The following is a 19,851-nucleotide window of genomic DNA, read 5'->3' as shown; positions in this document are numbered from 1 at the left end:
TGCGTTGCCACAAGCGGCCCAAGTCTAGGGAGGTAACGCCCTGAGGAGGGCAGCGATAGCGGTCTGAGGGGACAGGGGGTCTCGCTACCGCATGCGCACATCTAAGACGATCGCTATCAGTGCTCAATTGGACGTAGGTAAACGTCGGCGCTTCTAAAGGGGTCACGGAACTATACGAAGGTTTACGGCGCTGTCGGGCTTACTTGCTCTGCTACTTGATCTGCCACAGCCGGTAGGCTTCGTCCTCTTAGGGGACCGGCTCTATCGGCTGCCGGGCGTCTTTCCCGACTCCCCCGCGCCGGTCTCATCTTTCGAGGGGCCGGAAGCTTGGGCTAGAACGCCGAGCCGTTCGGCAATGACGACGAGTTGAGCCAACGATTGAACCTTCATTTTTTCCATGATCTCTTTCCGGTGCGCCTTGATCGTGCGCTCGGTGCTGCCCAGTTCGCGCGCGACATGCTTGTTTGTATTACCCCGCACGATGATCTCGAAGACCTGCCGCTGGCGCGGGGTCAGCGTTGATAGACGGGTCCGAAGCGCTTCCAATTCGCCTTTCAACGCAAGTGCCGTCTCGTGTCGCGCTATCGCCTTTTCAAGCGCTTTCAGTAGCTCATCCGACCTTACAGGCTTAATGAAGAAGTTGTCTGCCCCCGCCTTGAGGGCCTTCACGGTGACGATGATATCCATGTAGCCCGTCAGAAAGACGATAGGCAGCGTCGAACCGAACTCGGTCAAACGGCCCTGTACTTCCGGGCCGCTCAAGCCGGGCATCCGGACGTCGAGAAGAATGCAGCCCGGGCTGTTTTCGTCCGGGCGCTGATCCAGCAACTGCTGGGCTGATGCATAAGTGATGACCCGGTACCCGGCCGCTTCTAATAGTTGCTGGATGGTTGTTCGAAGCGACGCGTCGTCATCCACGACATAAACGATGCCGGGCAATTGGCTCTCCTGGGAAGAAAGTGCTTGCTCGTGTTGTTGTTGTTCTTTTCAGCGCTTTCTCACCCAGCATCATTGCCGGTCAGTCGCTCTTGAGGGAAACTAACGATGTCACCTTGCTAAGCGCAATTAAATTCGCAGCGGAGGATCACTCTAGTTTGAGGTGTCGCCATTCTGCTGCAAATGCTTCGCAAGTGCGCATCTAATGCCGGACCGGGGCCATCCCTAGGCCATGCCGGTGATCCTGACGACCGATAAGGAGAGCGACGTCTGGCTGCGCGCGCCATGGGACGAGACAAAGGCGATGCAGCGACCGCTGCCGGATGATGCGCTGAAAATCGTGGCGCGCGGTACCGACAAGGAAGACAAGGCGGCGGCGTAATTGAGTTTACTACTTTTCGCTGGTGATTTTTCTCCCTGACGACAAACTCAGCGCGCGGGCCGTCGAATACTACCACGCTGAGGAAGGGTGAGCGACGGCTGGACAGCGCAGAACGATCAATGGCCCCGTCTATAGCGACAATATTCGTCGCCGTTTTCGTATTCCACGCAGACCTTCACGCGACGGCGGGGCCGATCTTCATCGTAACCCCTGTAGTCTCGATCTCGGTCCGGGCGATCCCAGCCTCGATCTTCTCGATCGCCCCGGTCTCCGTATCGTCCGCGATCCTTGTCGCGATCGCGATCATCATCGCGGTCGCGACGCATTCTCCATTCGGGACCCATTTCGCGGTCTTCGCGGCCCATACGGTCGCCGTCGCCCCGACGCATCCGCAAGTCGCGACCCATCTCACGGTCATCGGCCCTCGGTTGGTCGCGATCGGTTCGTTGATCCCGCTGTTGCTGGGAATTCTGGTCAGGCTGGGCAGGGACTGTTTGCGGCTGCGCAACCGGTGGAGCTTTTCCCTGCTCTTGGGCGAATGAGGGGCAGCTCGATGTGGCGAGCAGCACAGTGGCGAAAACAACAATGCGCATGAGATTTCCTCCGGTTAGGCCGTTAACAACGGCCTAAGCTTTAGGTTCAGCACAATGCAGGCTCGCAATTCAAAAGGCCGCCACGAAACTCCACGGGGTGCACGCGAACGCCTGCACCTGTTTTTATAGGGTAAATCGTTGTGGGAGAAGGCTTTTCGGATCAGCCATTTTCAGTTATTTGCAGCGGTTCGCGCGTTCGACTGCTGCAACAAAAATCTGCCAAAACCCGAAACCAGCCCCAACACCGTTAGACGCGCGCGCAGCGCGTTTTCCGTGCCGCGCGGAGGATACGCCTTGTTGCTTGGCAGCGCCTTAGCGACCTCGCGCGCGTACATGGCGAACAGCAGCGTCACCAGCTGATCGACCGATGTCGCTGGGTAGCCGTCGGGCGAGGAGCCACGCACCACCACTCGCAAGGCGCGCAGGCTGCCGATGGTAAACTTAAGTATCCTCCGTTTTGAACAAATGTAAGGCACTGATAAACGCCTGTGCAATGGTCCGGTCCGTCACTCTGTGATTGGTTGTAGTTCGACGGCGTCATGCCAGTCGAACTGGGATCGTGGAGGCGAAATGCTGAGCAAAGAATATCTGGACACGGCACGGACCATACTCCGGGCGGCCCAAACAATGACGGACCAGCACGTTGCGGGTCAGCTTAAGGCGCTTGCTGAGGACTATGAGCGGCGAGCTGAGAAAGCCGAGCACGCTGATGCGGCTAAGTCGGCTCGGTCGACTGCTCGCGAATGTGAGCGCAGGGTGGAATAACGGGATCATCGGCGGGTTAATTCAACAACACCTCTCAAGCGGGGGAGGAAGCACTCACATGAACGTCATCATCCAAAAGCTTAACGGCTTGTGGCACCTCATCGTCGGGTCGTGTCAGATCCGGACGCCGTTCTTGGAGACACAGGACCGGGCGCTGGTCGTTGCGTACGCCCGCCGGGTCTACCCGGGCGCCGAGATCATCGAACGCGACTGAACGTTAAGAGGGCAATCAGGCAGCACTCACGCGGGCTAAGTGTGCGCGCCGTGAGTTCAGCGCTCGGACCTAATGATAAAAAGATACCGCAATCGAGTCATTGGCGGCGCCAATCTAGTGGCGTTGCACGGCGTCACAAAGCCCGCTGCAATCGGCGTCACGCACGCTACCAAGTCTCGCGCGCGCATTTAGGGTGGCCGAATCCGCCGCTCCTATGTCTAATTCTGAATAGGTAAGGCCGTTGGGCCGCCAAACTTGGACGGATCGTTGTAGCTAGGTGTGTCGTCGTAGTGAACCGCAGGCGGGGGCGCTGCGGAGGCCCAGCCTGGAACGGCGTAGCCCTGGAACCCTTGGTTGGGACGAACGATGACATGATGTCGCGCGATAGTGTGATGCACAGTCGCGGCGCTTGCAGAAGCACACAAGATCATCAACAGGCTCAAAGCCAAGAAAGAACGCATCGCATTTGCTCCAATCAACTTTTCGGGTGGCGAGCGGTCCCGACCTGCACGCGGCAGGCTGGGACGCTGCCGAGCGTTCGGCCGGTATCCGCTAATGGAATGGTCCGGTCGTGCTCCGGCCGTGCCAGCACGAATAAGCTTCCAGCCGCTACGTATGAGAAAGCCCTGCGAAGTTGCGCAGGCTCTTTTTGCGTTAACCGCCGCGGTTCATAGCTGGCCCAGTTAGTGTTGATCCGCTTGGATCATGCGCGATGGGAAGAAGCGTACTTCCAGAAGCATTCCTGGGTCTGGTTGCAATACGGTCTGCCGCGCCGACCGTGCTGAAGGAGCGAGTGACGTGACTTCCCATGCTCATCCCACCTCGCGCGAGGGCGAACGTACTGGGGAGCGTCAACGCAATTGCCAGTGCTATTGTCGTGATTTTCATAATTGTCTCCTTTGTTGACTAGGTAGGAGACAACCGCATCGGTACCACTAAATTCTTCTTTAGTGCGACAGAGGCCGCCAAGCTGTTCACATTTTACCAGCAATCGTCTTCCGTTGCGGCCTCTTCGCGTTCAGTGAGCGTTGCAATGGCTACCCTTCGCACAACGGTTCTCGGTTACTTTCGCTCGGCTTGCGTCACCATCGACCGTACGCTCATTGACTATTGGAGGGGCCTTTTCTGAAGACGCCACGAGCTCTGAGCACGTGCAAGAGCATGCGGCCGAGCATCCGAGTTCAGCTACGCAGATTGGCGAGGGAATCCGGCTCGCGCGGCGTGGCAGCGCTCGGGTATTCGTTGAACGCATCCATCACACGCGCGGAGTAGACAAGCGCAGCCCCGGCGTTGACGGTCGTGGCGACACCTAGAGCTTCCGCAATCTCCTCCTTGGTCGCGCCGCGCTTGATTGCAGCCTCGGTATGCACCGTAATGCAACCGTCGCAACGCAAGGTGACGGCCACCGCGAGAGCGATGAGCTCGCGCACTTTCGCGCCAAGCAGATCCGTCTTTTGGCCAGCCGCGCTGAGAGCCAAATATCCCTTGATCGTGTCGGGGCTGAGCTGACCGATTTCTTTCACGCCGGCCGCCAGTTGTTTGCGATAATCGTTCCAATTGAGCATCATGTCGGTATCCTTCACATCGAGCAGTTCGCGAAGACCATTAACGGGATGGAGAGACGGAGCGGTCGTCAAAAGATGATCCCCTGATATCTAAGCTCCGTCATCATGCCGGTGACCATGTGGTAGAGATTGTGACAGTGCAACGGCCATCGTCCCGGATTGTCGGCGTCGAAAGCAATCCGGACGCGGCCCATCGGCATCACCAGAACGGTGTCGCGCACGGCCCCCTGGATTGGTCGTCCATCAATTGCGATCACCTGGAACACGTGGCCGTGGAGATGGATCGGATGCGCCATCATGGTGCGGTTGACCAGATCGATCTCGACGCGTTGTCCCTTTGTCAGCATAAGCGGCGAGACCTGCGGCCAATACTCGCCGTTCATGGACCAAGTATAAGGCTTCATTCCGCCACCGAGAACGATGGTCTGGACGATATCCGCAGAGCGTTGCGACAGCGGCTCCTCTGCGATAAGGCGGGCCTCCAGCGACTGGTCGACCGGCGGCGCGGCTGGCGCGCCGTCGGCTATCCGCGGAATGTGCCCACCTTGCGTGGCGAGGACGATCCCAGTCTGCCGGCCGTCGCCTTCCAGCCGCGCAAGGATCGGAAACGCGCCGGCCCGCGGTAAATCGATCAGGATGTCGAGGCGTTGGGCCATCGCGAGCGGGAAACGGTTGCCCGCCACTGCATGTACGGGATGGCCGTCGGTCGCGACCACGCGGCCGACGAGTTCACCAAGGTCGACCCAAAACTGACTCGATGATGCACCGTTGATGACCCGGAGGCGGATGTGACCGCCGCGTTCAACGCGCACGCTCTGCGGATCGGCCAGGGTTCGATCATTCGCAAGAAAGGCGTCGTAGTGAACATCATTCAGATCCATGTGCATTTGCGTGCCGCCCAATCCTGACATGGTCATTCCTGGCATGGCCATACCTGGCGGACGGGCGGCCATTCCCACGATGCGTGGTTTAGGTACACTGGCGTCGCCCTTGTCAGCCGGGGCCTCCTCGGTCTTTTGCGCCATGGCCTGTGCAGCGGCAACACTCGTGCCGGTGAGCCCGGCAAGCACCTCCTCCGGCGTTCGGAAGGTGAAGTCGTGCAGCATGAGGAGGACTTCCTGGCGGTCCTCGCGAAGCTCAGCGGTACTATCGACGATAAGGGGCGCGGTCATCAGGCTCTGCTCATGCATGTCGTGATGCGAGTGCATCCAGTACGTGCCGGGAATCGGAGCATAGTCATAAGCTTGAACAGCGCCGTTCACGATCGGCGGGGTCTGCGGCCAGGGGAAACCGTCCTGCGTCCAAGGTGGAAGCTGCCCATGCCAGTGGACAAGGGTTCGTGCGCCGGATTCGTTGGCAAGATCCACGCGGAATCGTTCGCCTGCAGCAAGGCGAATACCGGGACGCCCGTCGGGGCCTGTCAGCCCGAAGACTTTGGCTGGTCGGCCGTACACTTCCAACACGCGCGTTCCCGCGACAAGACGCTTGGAAGCAGGCGCAGCCCCGCGCGCGGCATCGGGTAAGTTGGGCACTACGCTCGCAGCAAGCGCAGCGTGCAGAAATCGGCGGCGAGAGAAGGGCTTGCTCACGACCTTGCTCCTTCGTCGTCTGCGCCGGGACGACTGGAGAACAGCAGCACCGCCAGTCCAATGCTCAAGCCCAGAGTCGCGACGACCTCGATCGCGTACGCGACATAACTCTGGCGATCCAAACTGCTATCCGTGATTTCATTGGAGATGGCCCGGGTCACGATAGCCACGACCAGTAATGCGAGCAGCGTAACAGCAACAATCACATCATGGGTGCGTGACGACCCATGGCGTCTCGCGAAGAGCTTGCCGCTGTCCCGATCCTTTGCAATTTTGCGATGGTGAACGAAGTTAGGATTACGTTTCATGGCCGTAAGCGACAACTGCGTTGGATGCAGGCGCACCTTCTTTGAGGGACAATCTTCACGACCCTCGGGAACCATACCGGTGCTCGACCTAACGGGTGTTATCGAAGCTACTTATGCGCCGCGCAGGCGTACATGTTGATTTCCATGCCAACCGGCACTTCAACGATCTTCGGTGTTTTCCAGGCCATTTTGAGAACTCCTCAAATCCGCGGCGCGATTGCCGCCGTCATCACCTCCTCTATGTAGCGACGTGCTGCGGGCCCCCAACTAAATTGGCGTTTAGTGTTGTGAGGCGGAGATGAACGAGGCATTTCGCTAACCTTTAGCCGCTTACTCAACAGCGCGTCATGCATGCCGGATTCTTCATCGGCTCTGCTGCTGATACCGGCTCGTTAGACATGGTGCACCTCGACGACGGGGTTGAATCGCGGATGTGGCTCAGTCGGCCGAGAGCCGATCGCCTGAAGGAACGAAGGCGGCGCATGGCGGGACTGACGGGGTGCGGATTGTGCAACATCGAATCAATTGCGGAAGCGATGCGTCCGACCGCCACTATCGGTCATGGCGGGCAATTCTCGCCGGGACAGATCATGACTGCCATGGAAGGCCTGCCAGCGCGCCAAGTACTTAATATCGAGACGCGCGCCGTTCACGCGGCGGCCTTCTGGACTGCCACGAGCGGTATCGTTGCGTTGGGAGGACGTTGGCCGCGACAATGCGCTCGACAAGCTTTGCTCTAGCCCGTGCGTCCATGTGGCGAGCGAGGGTATCATACTTCTCACCAGCAGGGTATCGGTGGAGATGTGCCGAAAGCCGTCGCGATTGGGGCGCCCGCGATGGTGTCGATTTCGGCTCCGACCGCGCTGGCTGTTCGGATGGCGGATGCAGCGGGTATCACACTTGCCGCCATCGCGCGCGCGGACGGATTCGAAGTGTTCACTCATCCGTGTAGAATCGCATAGGAGCCATTGCGTAGTGACGCGATTGTTATCAGCAATGGCATTGCTGCAACACTATCTCATCCAGTGACAAGACGATCCGTTGACGAGCAGAGCCGGTCCAATGCGGGAAGGGGGCCATGCCATCTCAGCTCTCACTCATTGACCGCCGGCCGCATCGACGGGTGGTTCGAAGCCTTTCAATGCCAACCGTGCAAGGAGCGGAATATGCGAAAACTCATCATAGCTACCCTCGTGTTCTTGCTCGCCGGGCTCTCCGCCAGTTATGGCCGCGGCGGCATGCACGGGGGAGGGATGCACGGGGAAGCTATGCCTGGAGGAGAGATGCATGGCCTGATGGCTCCCGCGAATCCAGCGGTCCCGCCCTCACTGACGCCGGATTCCCGCATCACCGGGACCGCACCGCTACCGCCGCATCATCAGCCAACATCGGCTGACGTTCCCTCGCTCCCGGACGCCATGCTCAAGCCGACCCCTGAAGAGGCCGCCGTCGATCGAGCGATTGGAAACATCTGCCGGGGCTGTTGAGTGCACGCCGGGCCCACCGCATAAGGGCGACTCCGACGCCGCAATCCGTCATTTCGGCAGCGTCTTCAGATAGGCGATCACGTCCTGCCGATCTTTATCGTCCGGGACTGAGTAAATCATCTTCGTGCCCTTGGCGAACTTGCTGGGGCCCTGCAACCATTCGTCAAGATTTGTTTCATCCCAGGTAACGTTCAGTCCTTTGACTGCCGAGGAATAGCTATAGCCGGGTTCGGTTCCGCTCTTGCGGCCGAAGACACCGGCCAACGACGGTCCGACTTTGTTTTCACCCGGCTTGGTCGAATGGCAGGGGGCGCAATGGGCGAAGATCTTTTCGCCGGCCGCGGTAACGCCCTCCGCGTGCGCCGCAAGCGGGCCCGAAAGCGTCCCATTGCACGCCAGCATCATCGAGCAGATAGCAACGCAGATCCTAGTGACGATGCGCATGTGCGACTCCTAGGGTTCAGGCGTTTGCGTTGAGTTCTGTATCAACGCGCGGTTAGTCCTCGCAAATTGCATTGATTTCCAGGATGCCATGCTCCCGAACACGCCGTCGCGCCGGATGAGGCCGTGGTAAAGCGCGGCCCCGAAATGCGCGAGGAATGTCGCGAACAACAGGTAGGCGAGGACGGAATGGAGGTCGCGGAGCCAGGCATAGAGGGTCAAATCATGCGGCAAAATCGGCGGTAGCTGCACTGGGCCGTAGAGCACGATCGGATAGCGCGCTGCCGACAGCATGCCCCAGCCGACCAACGGCATGACGAGCATGAGTGCGTAGAGCGCGATGTGCGATGCCTTGGCGGCGAAACGCTGCAGGGATGGAACCGTGTGGGGCAAATCTGGCGGCGGATTGATGAAGCGGTTGACGATCCGCGCGACGCACAAGACCAGGATCGCAATTCCGAGCGGCCGGTGGATCGAGACCAGAAGGTCGTAACGTCGGGAGACTGAAGCGGCCATGCCGACGCCGATGAACAGCATCGCGATGATCATGGGCGCCATCAGCCAATGCAGAAGCCGGGACGCGGCCGGGAAGCGTGGCTGGGCGGTCATGACTTGCCTCCAGCTTGCACTTTCTCCGGCGTGACTGCGCTGGGTGGCTTTTCATGCTTCTCTTCGGCCCGCAGCGTGAACGAGCGCGCATAGGCCGCCGAGCGGGCGCTTAGCAACGGGTCGTCGGACGGCTCGATGCCGGCTGGCAACACCAGAGGATCGTAGTTGATGGCGGTGCAGCGCCCACCGTCTTCGCTCGAGGCTTGATCGATGGTCACCGTGCCGGCGCCGATCTGCTGGCGGCCCTCTGGCCAGGGCTGCGTCGCATCGTGGGTCGAGTCGCCAGCTTGCCCCATTGTCACGATCAGCCGCCACTGCCGTGGATGCTGCGCGATTTGGGCGATCAGGTCATCAAAGAGATAGTTCTCGTCTCCTGCCTCCGGTTGCTCCGCCTCGTCGGCCGCGACTGGTTGCACCGGCACTACGGACCAACGAACCGGCATAGAGGCACCGGCTGCGTCGACGAAGCGGAAGGCGTCGAGGCCGTTGAAGGTGGAGTCTGCGAAACCGGAAGTGATCTGGCGTTTCTTGATCAGGGCGAGTGCCCGCGCGGTTTCCGGATGAGCAGCCAGGAACGCTTTTATTTTAGCTGGATCAGGCTTTCCGGTCGCCGGATCGGGGCTGAAGGCGAGCAACTGCTCGTAAAAGCCGCGCGCCGAGTTCACCGGAAAAACCGGAATGTTGTTCATGCCCGTGCGCCATTCCTCGCCGCCAGGCGGCAGGAAGCGCAGTGCCATGCTGCGCACCGTGTTGGGTGCATCCGGCTGAAAGGGCATGCCGCCGGCGAGCGCGAAGCGGCCAACCACCGGGACGCGGCCGGTCTTGAATACAGCGGCTTTCGATATTGCTGCTGCCTGCCCGCTGCTTTCGAACCAGCCGGTGACGCAAACTCCCTTGGCGTGGTTGCGGCGGAAGCCGACGTGGGTGCCGTTGGCATCGCGGAAGGCTGCCATCATCCGGTCTTGCGTCAGCCGCTCTGGCGAGAGCCAGCCACCAGTGTAAGCGAATGCCCCGGTCACGCTCAGCATTACCGCGCCAATCGCGCCCAGTCGGACCAGCAGTCCGGGATTGGTCGCTGTAGCCGCTTTGAACCAGAGTGGTTTCATGTCCGTGTGTATCCGACGTTCGGCGAGCGTCGCCCGCATGGCGTTTTTTCTGCGTTGTGCGGGTCGTTTACTCGATCACTGGCTGGGGGTGAGATCCACTAACTGGCAGGCTTCGGCGCGGAGCCTGACACCCGCCAAACCGTGTTTCCGACGTCGTCAGCAATCAACAATGCGCCATTCTTGTCGACTGCCAAGCCGACCGGCCGTCCCCGCGCGTGATTATTCTTATCGAGGAAGCCTGTGACGACATCCTGCGCCGGGCCGCTTGGCTTTCCGCCACTGAACGGCACAAAAACCACTTTGTAACCGTTAAGCGGCGTTCGATTCCAGCTTCCGTGCTCGCCGACGAACGCGCCGCCGCGATAGTTCGCGGGAAGCCCGGTGCCCGTGTACATCGCCAATCCCAGCGGCGCGACGTGAGAGCTCAACGAATAGTCCGGCGCAATTGCTGTCGCGACCAGATCGGGCCGCTGCGGCATGATGCGCGGGTCCAGATGTTGGCCGTAATAGCTGTAGGGCCAGCCATAGAAGCCGCCGTCCTTTACCGAGGTCAGATAATCCGGAACCAGGTCGGGGCCGATCTCATCGCGTTCGTTGGCGATGGCCCAGAGCTTGCCGGTCTCAGGCTCCCATTGCAGGCCGGTAGGATTGCGTACGCCGCTGGCGAAGATGCGATGCGCGCCCGACGCAACGTCGACCTCCCAGATCGCGGCTCGCTCATATTCGGCGCCGATTCCGTTTTCGCCTACGTTGCTGTTGGATCCGACCCCGACATAGAGCTTGGAGCCATCCGGACTGGCCAGCAGCGACTTGGTCCAGTGATGATCGATCGGGCCGCCGGGAAGATCCGTGAGCTTGGTGCCTGCTGCGGTGATACTGGTTTGTCCATCCTGATATGGATAACGGACGATAGCATCGGTGTTCGCAACGTAGAGATTTTGACCGATCAGCGCCACGCCGAATGGCGAGTTGAGATGATCCAGAAACACGGTTCGCATTTCGGAAGTGCCATCGCCATTGGTGTCGCGCAGTAGCGTAATGCGGTTTGCGTCCGTTGCCTCGGCGCCGGCAAATGACTGCACCCAGCCGGTAATGATGTCCTTGGGCCGGTGGATCGGCGCTTTTGGTCCATTGCTCTCGACCACCAATACGTCTCCATTGGGAAGGACGTAGAGAGATCGTGGATGCTGGAAGCCGGTCGCCAGTGCATGAACCTGCAGTCCCTCCGGCACGGTGGGAGTTTCCTTGCCCCATCCTACGACCTCTGCGATGCGCATCGGCGGCATCAAATACTGCTGCAACGCGGGCAGCTGGGGATTGGCGCCGATCTGGATTTTCGGGTCGCCAGCATGATCGTCACAGCCAGCGAGTCCTAGACCGGCAACAAGAAAAGCTGCGAGATGCGGCAGTTTGCCCGAACGTGCATTCCAGAGGATGTGCATCATGATTATACTCCAAACCGATGGCGATTTGTCAGGACCCTGGCAACGAGGGCCGTCAACACGAGAACGATGACGACAAGTGTTGAAAGGGTGAGGCCGGTCGGTACCACTGCGGTATAACCGTCGCGGCTGTGAACGAAGGCGTTGGTGAGCGCGAGCAAGACCGTGATCGCGTAGCCAATCGCGCGGGGCCAGGCCGGCCTGTCGATCCGCTTGCGGGCTGCAAGGTCAATCACGTACGCGACACTAGCCAGACCTGCCATGATCAGACCGGCGGTGATCAGCCAGATGGAGAACCTCTCCCACATCACATCGGGCATCTGCCAATAGACGAGATCCGTGACCAGAGCGCCCGCGAAGTAGGCGGCGGAAAACGATACCAGCATCCGGTGGATCGGTCGTCCACGCCTCCGCGCTGGTCTCAAATCGGCATCGTGTGTGAAACTCGCTTCCGCGATCGTAGCGTGCTGCTCCATGTTTCAAATTCTCCTGACTGACGTTGCGCGCATCTCTGCTTCCAGGCCGCTTGATCCCTGTGTCCTGATCGCCGGCGTGAAGATTTGGTCCGACAATCCAAATATTGACATTGTTCGCGCGCGGGTCCTCTAAATTCGGTTTTAGTTTTCGAGATGGGTTCGAACGTGCGCGCTCGGGAGTCCTGCCGCTGCATCTGCATGAGGTGATCTATCGGCGTCATGTTGTGGTTGAGGTTCGCCATGAGGATATTCATCGCCGAACCAGAGGACCGCTGACAATCCGTTGCCGCAATCACGCGGATATCATTGAGGCAGACCGCTGGCACAACCGTGCGAAGTCGCGCGGTCTCTTCGGCTTACTTGAATCGCGGAACCACCGGGATGGTGATATGCGGTGGCGGCAGCGGAGCTATCTTGGATGCGTTGCCGATCCCGCTGGGATCGACCATCACATTATTCAGACCACCGACATTTGCCGGGCCCGGCGGAATACCACTGATCGGTACATTGCCGGATCCGGCGGCGCCTGCGGTCCGCGCGACCTGCGCAAATGAAATGGCGGGGGTGGCCAGGGACAGTAACAATACGAAAGCGACTTTTGCCGCGGTATTGGACATGACGAAGCTCCATTGTTTGACGAGAGCGTCTTCGTAGCTGCAGCTGATCTAGGTCTGTCCAGCCGAAGCACCATTAAATTGAAGTTTAGAGTATTGGCAGGATGGGGGCCGCGTTCCCATTTTCTCTTCATCCCATCAAGAAGAACCAACCAGGAGACCCGAGATGAAATTCGCATTGATTGGCGCCGCCGCTCTTGTCACGGCGGCTTCCGTAACTCCCGCACTGGCGCAAGGCGTTATCGAAGATCCTGGCTATTGCGCGTAGTTCTACCCGAACGCAAATTGCCAAAACCTGGGACCTGGCAATCCGTACACCGATGGCGGCTCCTATCGAAACAACTGGCACAACCGCGTCAATTGAGCACCATCGGCAACGTCACCATCAGACGTACCGCCACTAAGGTGGCTGCTTTCAGCCCCCGAACGTGACGCTTTGATCAAACCGAAAATGAAAATATCTCGAGGCGGCTTGGCATGCGTCATGGCGGCCTCAATGTGCTTTCGTTCCCATGGAAGGCAGAGCGCAATTCAAGCGATCGATGTAAAATTCAATTTAGCTTCCTGAAGCCTAATTTAGTGGGACAGGTAGCGTTTCGGCTTACCTCCGTTGTGACGTCCTGAGATTCAGGGCCGAGATTATCAATCGATACACGGAGAAAGACGATGAACCGAGCCAAGATCTTCGGTGCGGCAGCGATTCTGTCGCTGATGTTCGCAACGCCGGTTTTCGCGCAGGCAGCTATCCAGGAGCCGGGCGCGTTCGCATTCTACTATCCCAATAACGACGTCCTGAATGGCGGCCGGCCCACGCCGGCGGCGGGCCCGCACGCCACGACACCGGAGCTGTTCGGCAGCGGCGGCCCGGTCATCCCGAGTCCGCGGATACACGATCGCCGGCGCGCCTGGAAGTAAGCTGACGCGAAGCATCTATGCCGGCTCGAAATCGGGGGCGGCAAATCCAGAAAAGGCCGCGTCGGATGACGCGGCCCTTTCCATGTCTGAGCGGGAAGGGGAAGGGCAAACCTAAGGAATTCCAAATCGACCTGTGGGACCGGCAAGAGCGGACAAGGGCAGCAATCTTCGGCAAGCATCGCCGCGCTTTGTGATTACCATCAAGATGCCTTCCTTCGGGACCGGGCCGAGCTTCGCCGAGGTTATTCCAGGCACACCGATTTTGCGCGGAGGACAAGGATGACCAAGCCGCCCGACATCGACAGGAATTTTGGCTCCGCGTCCCGGCGGCGATTTATGAGGGAAGGTAGCGCCTTATTGGGCGGGGCCGTCATTGCTGGTGGCCTCGCCGGAAGTGAAGCGCGCGCCGCGGCCGAAAATACCGGCAACCTCCCTCCCAACGTGCCGGAATGGATGAAGACGCCCGGCGATCCCATGGGAACCCAGCCCTACGGCGCGCCGTCCCCGTTCGAAAAAGACGTCATCAAGAACATCTCGAAGACGCTGCCGCAATATTTGTCGGCATCTGGACGCACGCCGTTGCAGGACCTCGACGGCATCATCACGCCGAACGGTCTGTTCTACGAGCGCCATCATGGCGGCGTTCCCACCATTGATCCGGCGCAGCACCGGCTGATGCTCCATGGCCTCGTCGACAGGCCGCTGATCTTCACTATGGACGACATCCGGCGCTTTCCCTCGGAGTCTCACATCTATTTCCTCGAATGCTCGGGCAACCCGGAATACAAAAAGCCCTATGGCAAGACCGCTTCCGATCTTGTCGGCCTGCTGAGCTGCGCCGAATGGACTGGGGTCAGCCTGAAGCTGGTGTTGCAGGAAGCGGGCCTGCAGCCGGGCGCAAAGTGGGTTGTCGCCGAAGGTGCCGATTCCGCGGCAATGACCCGAAGCATTCCGATCGAAAAATGCCTCGAGGACGCGATGCTGGCGTACAGCCAGAACGGCGAGCGGCTGCGCCCGCAGCAGGGCTATCCGCTTCGCCTGCTGGTGCCGGGCTTTGAAGGCAATATGAATGTGAAGTGGTTGCGCCGCCTGCATGTCACTGCGGAGCCGGCTTACTCGCGCGATGAGACCTCGAAATACACCGACCCAATGCCCAACGGTACGGCACGCGAATTCACCTTTTACATGGAAGCCAAATCCATCATCACCCGGCCGTCGGGCGGCCAGCGGCTGTCGGCGCCGGGTTTCCACGAAATCAGCGGCATCGCCTGGACCGGTCGCGGCAAAGTCAGGCGTGTCGATGTATCCGTCGATGACGGCAAGAGCTGGCAGCAGGCCCAACTGCAGGAGCCGGTGCTGACCCGGGCGCTGACCCGCTTCCGGCTGCCGTGGCATTGGGATGGCAAGCCTGCAGTGATCCAGAGCCGCGCCGTCGACGAGACCGGCTACGTGCAGCCGACGCTGGCCGAACTGCTCGCGGTGCGTGGCGACAACTACGTCTACCACAACAACGCGATCTGGCCCTGGCGCATCGCTGAAGACGGCGAGATAACCAATGCCCACGCGTAGGCTTAAATCCGCAGCGTTGGCTGTTGCTGCACTGCTGTGCGTGACGAGCGCAAAGGCGCAAAGCCCGTATGGCATCGGCCGGGTCGCGACGCCTGCCGAGATCGCGGGCTGGGACATCGATGTCGGCGGCGAAGGCAGCAAACTGCCGCCGGGAAGCGGCAGCGTCGGCCATGGAAGTGAAGTATTCGGTCAGCAATGCGCGGCCTGTCACGGCGCAAAGGGCGAGGGGGGCATCGGCGACCGGCTCGTCGGCGGGCAGGGCACGCTCGGAACGCCAAAGCCGGTGCGCACCGTCGGCAGCTATTGGCCATACGCGGCGACCTTGTTCGATTACATCCGCCGCGCCATGCCGCAGAATGCGCCGCAATCGCTCAGCAACGACGACGTCTACGCGGTCTCCGCCTATATCCTTAGCCTCAACGGTCTGTTGCCGGCCGATGCGACGCTTGATGCCAAGTCGCTTGCGGCAATCAAGATGCCAAATCGCAACATGTTCGTTGGCGATCCAAGGCCTGATGTCAAGAACCCGGAATGCATGTCGAACTGCTGACGTCGCACGTCGTTCTGCCGAATGCCGCGATGACGCGCGTCAACAGCAGCAATACGGGACAAGCGATTACAAGAGTGCGTTCACATATTGTAGATATCGGCTGCGAGTTCCCGAGCGAGCAACTGATGACATCGTCTTTAAATGGAAGCGGCTGCAAGCATCTCAATGAGGTCGTCCATGTTGCGTAAAGCCCCGGTCGTTTTTGCAATTGTCCTTGCTCTCGGAAGTTCCGGGCTTTTCACCAGCGCATTTGCCCGAAGTGGCGGCCATGGTGGCGGCGGAACAGGTGACGGCTTTCGCGGCAATCATTTTCGCGGCACCTTTGGTGGTATTTCCGGTGACGGCTTTGGCGGTTACGGTAGCCGCACCGGCGGTTTGCGCAACGGATTCCGCGGCCATGAGAGCCGCGATGTGTGGGGCCACTGGGGCACCTACTATGGACCCATGATTCCCGCGCTTTGAGAGCCGCATGGCCGCGTCAAGCGCCATGCTGAGAAGCAGTCGCTGATCGCTGGCCCCCAATGGCAAGAGTCCTGGAAATTTAGGTCTTGAGATAGCGCGCCCTGCCGAAATACATCAGTTCCCAGATCGCGCGGTCTTCGAAATGATCCACACGCACGCCCCTCTCGAACCTCCATCGTGACCTTGCCGGTAAAGCGGTGATAGGCGCCGTCGAATCCGATCAGGCGGGCGATGATCTGCTTGAGCAGCGGCGCGCGGTCGGTGAGGATGGCTTGCAAAATGGTCTTCTCGCGCTCGAATGACACGACATAGCGCGTATCGGCATCGTGACAAGTGTAGCGGGTGACATCGGCCACCGGCTTGCCGGTCTTGCCGTCGATCGCGACCCGATCCGTCTCGAAGGATACCTTCGCATCGTTGTCAGCGATGATCCTGCCGCTCTTGGCCAGCATGAACATGGTTTGCGTTTCATGGCCGTAAGAGGCGGTGGCGGTGATGTAGGACGCGATGACGGTGTGGGGACCGACGCTGGCGCGGGCCCAGTACCAGTTGTGCATCAGCGTCTGCATGGGGACGTCGCCCCAATTGTGATCGTGATATCCGCTGCCGGAGGCGCGGTGTTCCTCAGAGCCGATTGTGTAGCGGACGTTTGCCCGCCCGTGGGGCACCGCGGGGAGCCAGCCAAAGAGCTTTTCTCGCTCTTCGACACCAAGATAGAGATGACCGGATTTGGGGCGCCAGGCGGGGACGTCTGCCGTCAATTCGATATCGACCGATATCTCCTCGATGGTTGCGGTGATGTGATAGCGCTCGAGATCGCCCACGAAGCGGTTGGGACCGATGCTGACATCGCAACCGGATTTCGATGCCTTGAACAGCTCCGGCCTGGTGTCGAGAAGTTTCACGAAGCTGCGGCCGTCGGGCAGGGTGAGGTTGATGGTGATCCTCGGCGCAAGGGGACCGTTCGGGCTGACGTTCGGTTTGGTGTAGAAAACCACGACGACGGTCGCCCCATTGTCGAGATGGGCATCGAAGTACCACCATTCATAGCGGCCACTTTCCGTGCCGATACGTTGGCCGTCCTCAAACTCCGCTATTTCAACCGGCTTGATTCCAAGTCGTTTGTAATCGGAGGCGCGATCCGCCAGTCGGAGATGGCCATTGTTACGATGCATGGTTATTCTCTTGCGGCGATGGGATTTCAGAACCGATGGCATGGCGCCACCTGTCGGTGATCTCAGTGTCCGGATGCGAACTGATGGTCATGAACCAGACGGCGCTAAGTAACGTCGCGCAGAACGTGTCCCAATAGAGCCCGAATATCCCGGCTGCTCACGCGACCTCGTCTGGTTGGGGCGATTGATTCGTTCCTTCAGAACGGCCGACGGCTTGAACACGATGATACGAGACGGAGCTATCCGCACCTCGGTGACGCTCCTCGGCTTGCGGCCGATGCGCGGGGCGTTCTTAAGGTCTTTTGTTACAGCTCTGCTTCCTTGCGATCTCAGTATCCCCAACAGGATAAATGCGCACCGCGACACAGGAATACGAGCCTGATCACGCATCCGTTTACTGAAACGTCGACATTCGCGAACAGTCACAGGGCGTGGAATCTAAAATCGAATTTACTTGAGCTTGACCGACGTCGTCGCGATGTTTCTCTGATCGCCAATTTGGAAATTCCAGTTGTTTGGAGCTCCGTCCCCGATGATACAACTCTCGCTTCTCGGCCTCTCCGGCAGCCTGCGCCGCGCCTCCTACAGCACCGCGGTGCTTCGCGGCCTTCAGGACGCGCTTGGGTTCCGGGCTGCACTCGACATTTTCCCGCTGCATGGGATTCCGCTCTACAACGAGGATGATGACGCCGAGCACGCACCTGAATCGGTGCGTGCCTTGCGTTCGGCGATTGAGGCGAGCGATGGCGTGATCATGATCTCACCCGAATACAATCATGGCATGTCGGACGTGCTGAAGAATGCGCTCGACTGGGCCTCTCGGCCCTACGGTGTGTCGGCGCTGAAAGGCAAGCCGGTGCTGACGATGACGGCCTCGCCCGCCTTCACCGGTGGCGTGCGCGCACAGCAGCAGATGAACGAGACGCTCGCATCGATACCAACACGTCCTGTTTTCCGGCCCCAGATCGTGATCGCCGGCGTGCACGAGAAGGTGCGCGACGGGCGCCTCATCGATGAGGCTGCGATCGGCTTCGCACTTGCGGGCGTCGATGATCTCCTCGAGGAGATCAGGGCAGTTCGCTCTGTCCGAAAGGCGGCATGAACGATACAGCCGCCGCGCAGTTTTTCCTTCCGGCAGAGAAGAGCAATCACAGGTTCAAGCAACGCTTTGCGGTGTCGCGACCAAACGCAGGAAGCTCATCCCGCTTCCGGTCGCGGCGAATACTGCACCAAGCCCCAATGCAAGCGTGGCTCCCTCGCGACCGGCGAGGCCAAAACAGAGAGCGGCAAGCGCACCGATTGTCTGCCCGGTCAGGCGTGCCGTCGCAACCGTGCCGCTTGCGCTGCCGCTACGATCGACAGGCGCGCCGGACATCAAGGCCTTCATGTTCGGGGCCTGAAAAAAGCCAAACCGACATCCGCAGATAGCCATGCGCCAAACGATGTCGACGACATGCGGGTTGGCCGGGAGCATCGCCAGCAGGGCCATTCCCAGGCTCAGCAACGCGAGACCGAGGCCGCCGGGAATTCCTGCGGAATGGCGGTCGGATAGACGGCCGGCGATCGGTGCCATGATGCCCACGACGAGAGGCCATGGGGTCATGAAGATGCCCGTCTCGACCTGCGAACGATGAAGAATGTCCTCGAAGTAGAATGGCAGTGAGACAAAGCCAGGCCTTGGGCCGCAAACGAGCAGACCGCGGTCGCGGTGGAAAGCGCAAAAATCGGTCTCCGAAACAGGTCGACCGGCAGCACGGGTGCCGGAGGATCCGCTTGCCGGCGGATCAGAGCCCAGCCAAGCAGCACGGCGGAGGCAAGTTCGATCGATACAAGCCCAGGCCGCGCGTGATGGGCGGCGCTTCCAATCCCCAGGATGAAAAGGCCCAGACAGCCTGCGGCCATCATTGCTCCCGGAAATCGAAGCCAAGCGTCGCTCTCGGGGTACGCGGCAATGTCTTCAAACCGATCAGGGTCGCAACAACACCGAAGGGGATGTTGATGGCAAACAGCCAGCTCCAAGGTCCAATCGCGAGGATGCCCGAGGCGATCGTCGGACCGAGCGTGAAGGCGGTGGCGACGACCATCGCGTTGCGTCCGAAACCCAGTCCCCCTGCAAGCGCCCTGGATAAACGAAGCGAACCACGCCGTGTTCACGCTCATAATACCGCCGGCGCCGAAGCCCTGCAGCACGCGTGCGGTCAGCAGGCTGGGCAACGACCATGCGCATGCGCAAAAAAGCGACGCCAACGTGAACAGCACAAGGCCTCCGAGGTAGATGCGGTGGTGACCGACGACTTCGCCAAGCGCGGCGAGCGGCAAAAGGGTTGCGACCATCGCAATCTGGTAGACATTCACCACCCAGATCACTTCGGCCGGGCCAGCGTGCAGATCAGCAGCTATTGCGGGGAGGGCGATTATTCGCGATCGCCGTATCGAGCGAGGCCATCGCGAGAGCGGTAAAAATGGCAGCGGCGGCCCATCTCCGGCGTTCTGCCGGCAGACCATCGATCGCAACCGGCCCGTCCGCCGAAATTGTTTCCGTCGACATTCGAAAGGCTCTCCTAATATGCGCGATTTGATGGGCGTATGGGTTTGCCGGCAGGCGATTTTCGGGATGCCGCATATGCGAGCTGTCCGGCATGGGAGAGCGATC

At 60.1% G+C, this 19,851-nt stretch carries 21 protein-coding genes and 4 pseudogenes; 10 read left to right on the top strand and 15 right to left on the bottom strand.

Going from position 1 to position 19,851, the window contains the following annotated elements; all coding sequences use genetic code 11:
* Positions 1–261: 261 nt before the first annotated feature.
* Positions 262–939 (bottom strand): response regulator transcription factor, encoded by a 678-nt coding sequence (locus KIP88_RS20340; RefSeq protein WP_214489722.1) that lies wholly within the window; start codon positions 937–939, stop codon positions 262–264.
* A gap of 226 nt (positions 940–1,165) precedes the next feature.
* Here KIP88_RS20340 and KIP88_RS20335 point away from each other — a divergent pair.
* A pseudogene (locus KIP88_RS20335) lies at positions 1,166–1,318 on the top strand (SOS response-associated peptidase); the annotation flags it as partial.
* A 119-nt stretch (positions 1,319–1,437) separates the two neighbouring features.
* Positions 1,438–1,860: a hypothetical protein gene (locus tag KIP88_RS20330; protein WP_214489721.1), complete on the top strand. Its 423-nt coding sequence runs from the start codon at positions 1,438–1,440 to the stop codon at positions 1,858–1,860.
* Between the two features lie 221 nt (positions 1,861–2,081).
* Here KIP88_RS20330 and KIP88_RS20325 read toward each other — a convergent pair whose 3' ends face one another.
* Entirely contained in the window at positions 2,082–2,264 is a 183-nt protein-coding gene (locus KIP88_RS20325; protein WP_214489720.1) for a hypothetical protein, read from the bottom strand.
* A 470-nt stretch (positions 2,265–2,734) separates the two neighbouring features.
* Between KIP88_RS20325 and KIP88_RS20320 the strand changes: the two genes are divergently transcribed.
* Positions 2,735–2,890, top strand: a complete 156-nt coding sequence (locus KIP88_RS20320) for a hypothetical protein (RefSeq protein WP_214489719.1) — start codon at positions 2,735–2,737, stop codon at positions 2,888–2,890.
* Positions 2,891–4,071: 1,181 nt separating this feature from the next.
* Here KIP88_RS20320 and KIP88_RS20315 read toward each other — a convergent pair.
* The 4 genes from KIP88_RS20315 to pqqA form a co-directional block, all read right to left on the bottom strand.
* Positions 4,072–4,455 (bottom strand): carboxymuconolactone decarboxylase family protein, encoded by a 384-nt coding sequence (locus KIP88_RS20315; RefSeq protein WP_214489824.1) that lies wholly within the window; start codon positions 4,453–4,455, stop codon positions 4,072–4,074.
* Positions 4,456–4,523: 68 nt separating this feature from the next.
* Positions 4,524–6,044 (bottom strand): multicopper oxidase family protein, encoded by a 1,521-nt coding sequence (locus KIP88_RS20310; RefSeq protein WP_214489718.1) that lies wholly within the window; start codon positions 6,042–6,044, stop codon positions 4,524–4,526.
* Complete coding sequence (locus KIP88_RS20305; RefSeq protein WP_214489717.1) at positions 6,041–6,427, bottom strand: hypothetical protein; 387 nt, start codon at positions 6,425–6,427, stop codon at positions 6,041–6,043. The genes KIP88_RS20310 and KIP88_RS20305 overlap by 4 nt, the downstream gene beginning before the upstream one ends.
* A 32-nt stretch (positions 6,428–6,459) precedes the next feature.
* A complete protein-coding gene (gene pqqA, locus KIP88_RS20300; protein ID WP_057852732.1) occupies positions 6,460–6,540 on the bottom strand; it encodes a pyrroloquinoline quinone precursor peptide PqqA in 81 nt (26 codons plus the stop codon).
* A 159-nt stretch (positions 6,541–6,699) separates the two neighbouring features.
* Here pqqA and KIP88_RS20295 point away from each other — a divergent pair.
* Positions 6,700–7,314, top strand: a pseudogene (locus KIP88_RS20295) (formate dehydrogenase accessory sulfurtransferase FdhD).
* Between the two features lie 573 nt (positions 7,315–7,887).
* On the opposite strand, the gene KIP88_RS20290 reads toward KIP88_RS20295, so the two are convergent.
* The 6 genes from KIP88_RS20290 to KIP88_RS20265 all read right to left on the bottom strand — a co-directional run bounded on the left by KIP88_RS20290 (position 7,888) and on the right by KIP88_RS20265 (position 12,530).
* Positions 7,888–8,283, bottom strand: a complete 396-nt coding sequence (locus KIP88_RS20290) for a cytochrome c family protein (protein WP_308163604.1) — start codon at positions 8,281–8,283, stop codon at positions 7,888–7,890.
* Between the two features lie 9 nt (positions 8,284–8,292).
* Positions 8,293–8,889 carry a cytochrome b gene (locus KIP88_RS20285; protein WP_214489716.1) on the bottom strand — a complete coding sequence of 199 codons (597 nt, stop codon included), beginning with the start codon at positions 8,887–8,889 and terminating at the stop codon, positions 8,293–8,295.
* Entirely contained in the window at positions 8,886–10,034 is a 1,149-nt protein-coding gene (locus KIP88_RS20280) for a catalase family peroxidase (protein ID WP_308163603.1), read from the bottom strand. Before KIP88_RS20280 ends, KIP88_RS20285 begins: the two co-directional genes overlap by 4 nt.
* Positions 10,035–10,093: 59 nt before the next feature.
* Positions 10,094–11,437, bottom strand: a complete 1,344-nt coding sequence (locus KIP88_RS20275) for a sorbosone dehydrogenase family protein (RefSeq protein WP_214489820.1) — start codon at positions 11,435–11,437, stop codon at positions 10,094–10,096.
* A 5-nt stretch (positions 11,438–11,442) separates the two neighbouring features.
* A complete protein-coding gene (locus tag KIP88_RS20270) occupies positions 11,443–11,913 on the bottom strand; it encodes a DUF2231 domain-containing protein (protein ID WP_214489715.1) in 471 nt (156 codons plus the stop codon).
* Between the two features lie 356 nt (positions 11,914–12,269).
* On the bottom strand, positions 12,270–12,530 hold the full coding sequence (locus tag KIP88_RS20265) for a hypothetical protein (RefSeq protein WP_214489714.1): 261 nt from the start codon (positions 12,528–12,530) through the stop codon (positions 12,270–12,272).
* Between the two features lie 663 nt (positions 12,531–13,193).
* Between KIP88_RS20265 and KIP88_RS20260 the strand changes: the two genes are divergently transcribed.
* The 5 genes from KIP88_RS20260 (at position 13,194) to KIP88_RS20240 (ending at position 16,023) form a co-directional block, all read left to right on the top strand.
* Complete coding sequence (locus tag KIP88_RS20260) at positions 13,194–13,442, top strand: hypothetical protein (protein WP_214489713.1); 249 nt, start codon at positions 13,194–13,196, stop codon at positions 13,440–13,442.
* A gap of 279 nt (positions 13,443–13,721) precedes the next feature.
* The gene (gene soxC, locus KIP88_RS20255; RefSeq protein WP_214489712.1) at positions 13,722–15,011 is read left to right on the top strand and encodes a sulfite dehydrogenase; all 1,290 of its coding nucleotides are present in this window, start codon (positions 13,722–13,724) and stop codon (positions 15,009–15,011) included.
* Positions 14,998–15,561 (top strand): c-type cytochrome, encoded by a 564-nt coding sequence (locus KIP88_RS20250; RefSeq protein ID WP_214489711.1) that lies wholly within the window; start codon positions 14,998–15,000, stop codon positions 15,559–15,561. The genes soxC and KIP88_RS20250 overlap by 14 nt, the downstream gene beginning before the upstream one ends.
* Positions 15,543–15,749: a hypothetical protein gene (locus tag KIP88_RS20245; protein ID WP_214489710.1), complete on the top strand. Its 207-nt coding sequence runs from the start codon at positions 15,543–15,545 to the stop codon at positions 15,747–15,749. The genes KIP88_RS20250 and KIP88_RS20245 overlap by 19 nt, the downstream gene beginning before the upstream one ends.
* A complete protein-coding gene (locus tag KIP88_RS20240) occupies positions 15,739–16,023 on the top strand; it encodes a hypothetical protein (protein ID WP_214489709.1) in 285 nt (94 codons plus the stop codon). The genes KIP88_RS20245 and KIP88_RS20240 overlap by 11 nt, the downstream gene beginning before the upstream one ends.
* Here the strand turns inward: KIP88_RS20240 and KIP88_RS20235 are convergent.
* Together KIP88_RS20235 and KIP88_RS46595 are read right to left on the bottom strand one after the other, a co-directional pair.
* Positions 15,996–17,198 carry a hypothetical protein gene (locus KIP88_RS20235; protein WP_214489708.1) on the bottom strand — a complete coding sequence of 401 codons (1,203 nt, stop codon included), beginning with the start codon at positions 17,196–17,198 and terminating at the stop codon, positions 15,996–15,998. The genes KIP88_RS20240 and KIP88_RS20235 overlap by 28 nt on opposite strands.
* A gap of 87 nt (positions 17,199–17,285) precedes the next feature.
* A pseudogene (locus KIP88_RS46595) lies at positions 17,286–17,492 on the bottom strand (HU family DNA-binding protein); the annotation flags it as partial.
* 238 nt (positions 17,493–17,730) lie between these two features.
* Between KIP88_RS46595 and KIP88_RS20225 the strand changes: the two are divergent.
* Entirely contained in the window at positions 17,731–18,300 is a 570-nt protein-coding gene (locus KIP88_RS20225) for an NADPH-dependent FMN reductase (protein ID WP_214489706.1), read from the top strand.
* Between the two features lie 54 nt (positions 18,301–18,354).
* Here KIP88_RS20225 and KIP88_RS20220 read toward each other — a convergent pair.
* Positions 18,355–19,746, bottom strand: a pseudogene (locus KIP88_RS20220) (MFS transporter).
* Positions 19,747–19,851: the final 105 nt, after the last annotated feature.

The sequence above is a fragment of the Bradyrhizobium sp. SRL28 genome (assembly GCF_018596315.1).
In the GTDB taxonomy this organism is placed as follows: Bacteria; Pseudomonadota; Alphaproteobacteria; order Rhizobiales; family Xanthobacteraceae; genus Bradyrhizobium.
This window is presented reverse-complemented; position numbering and strand designations above follow the sequence as displayed.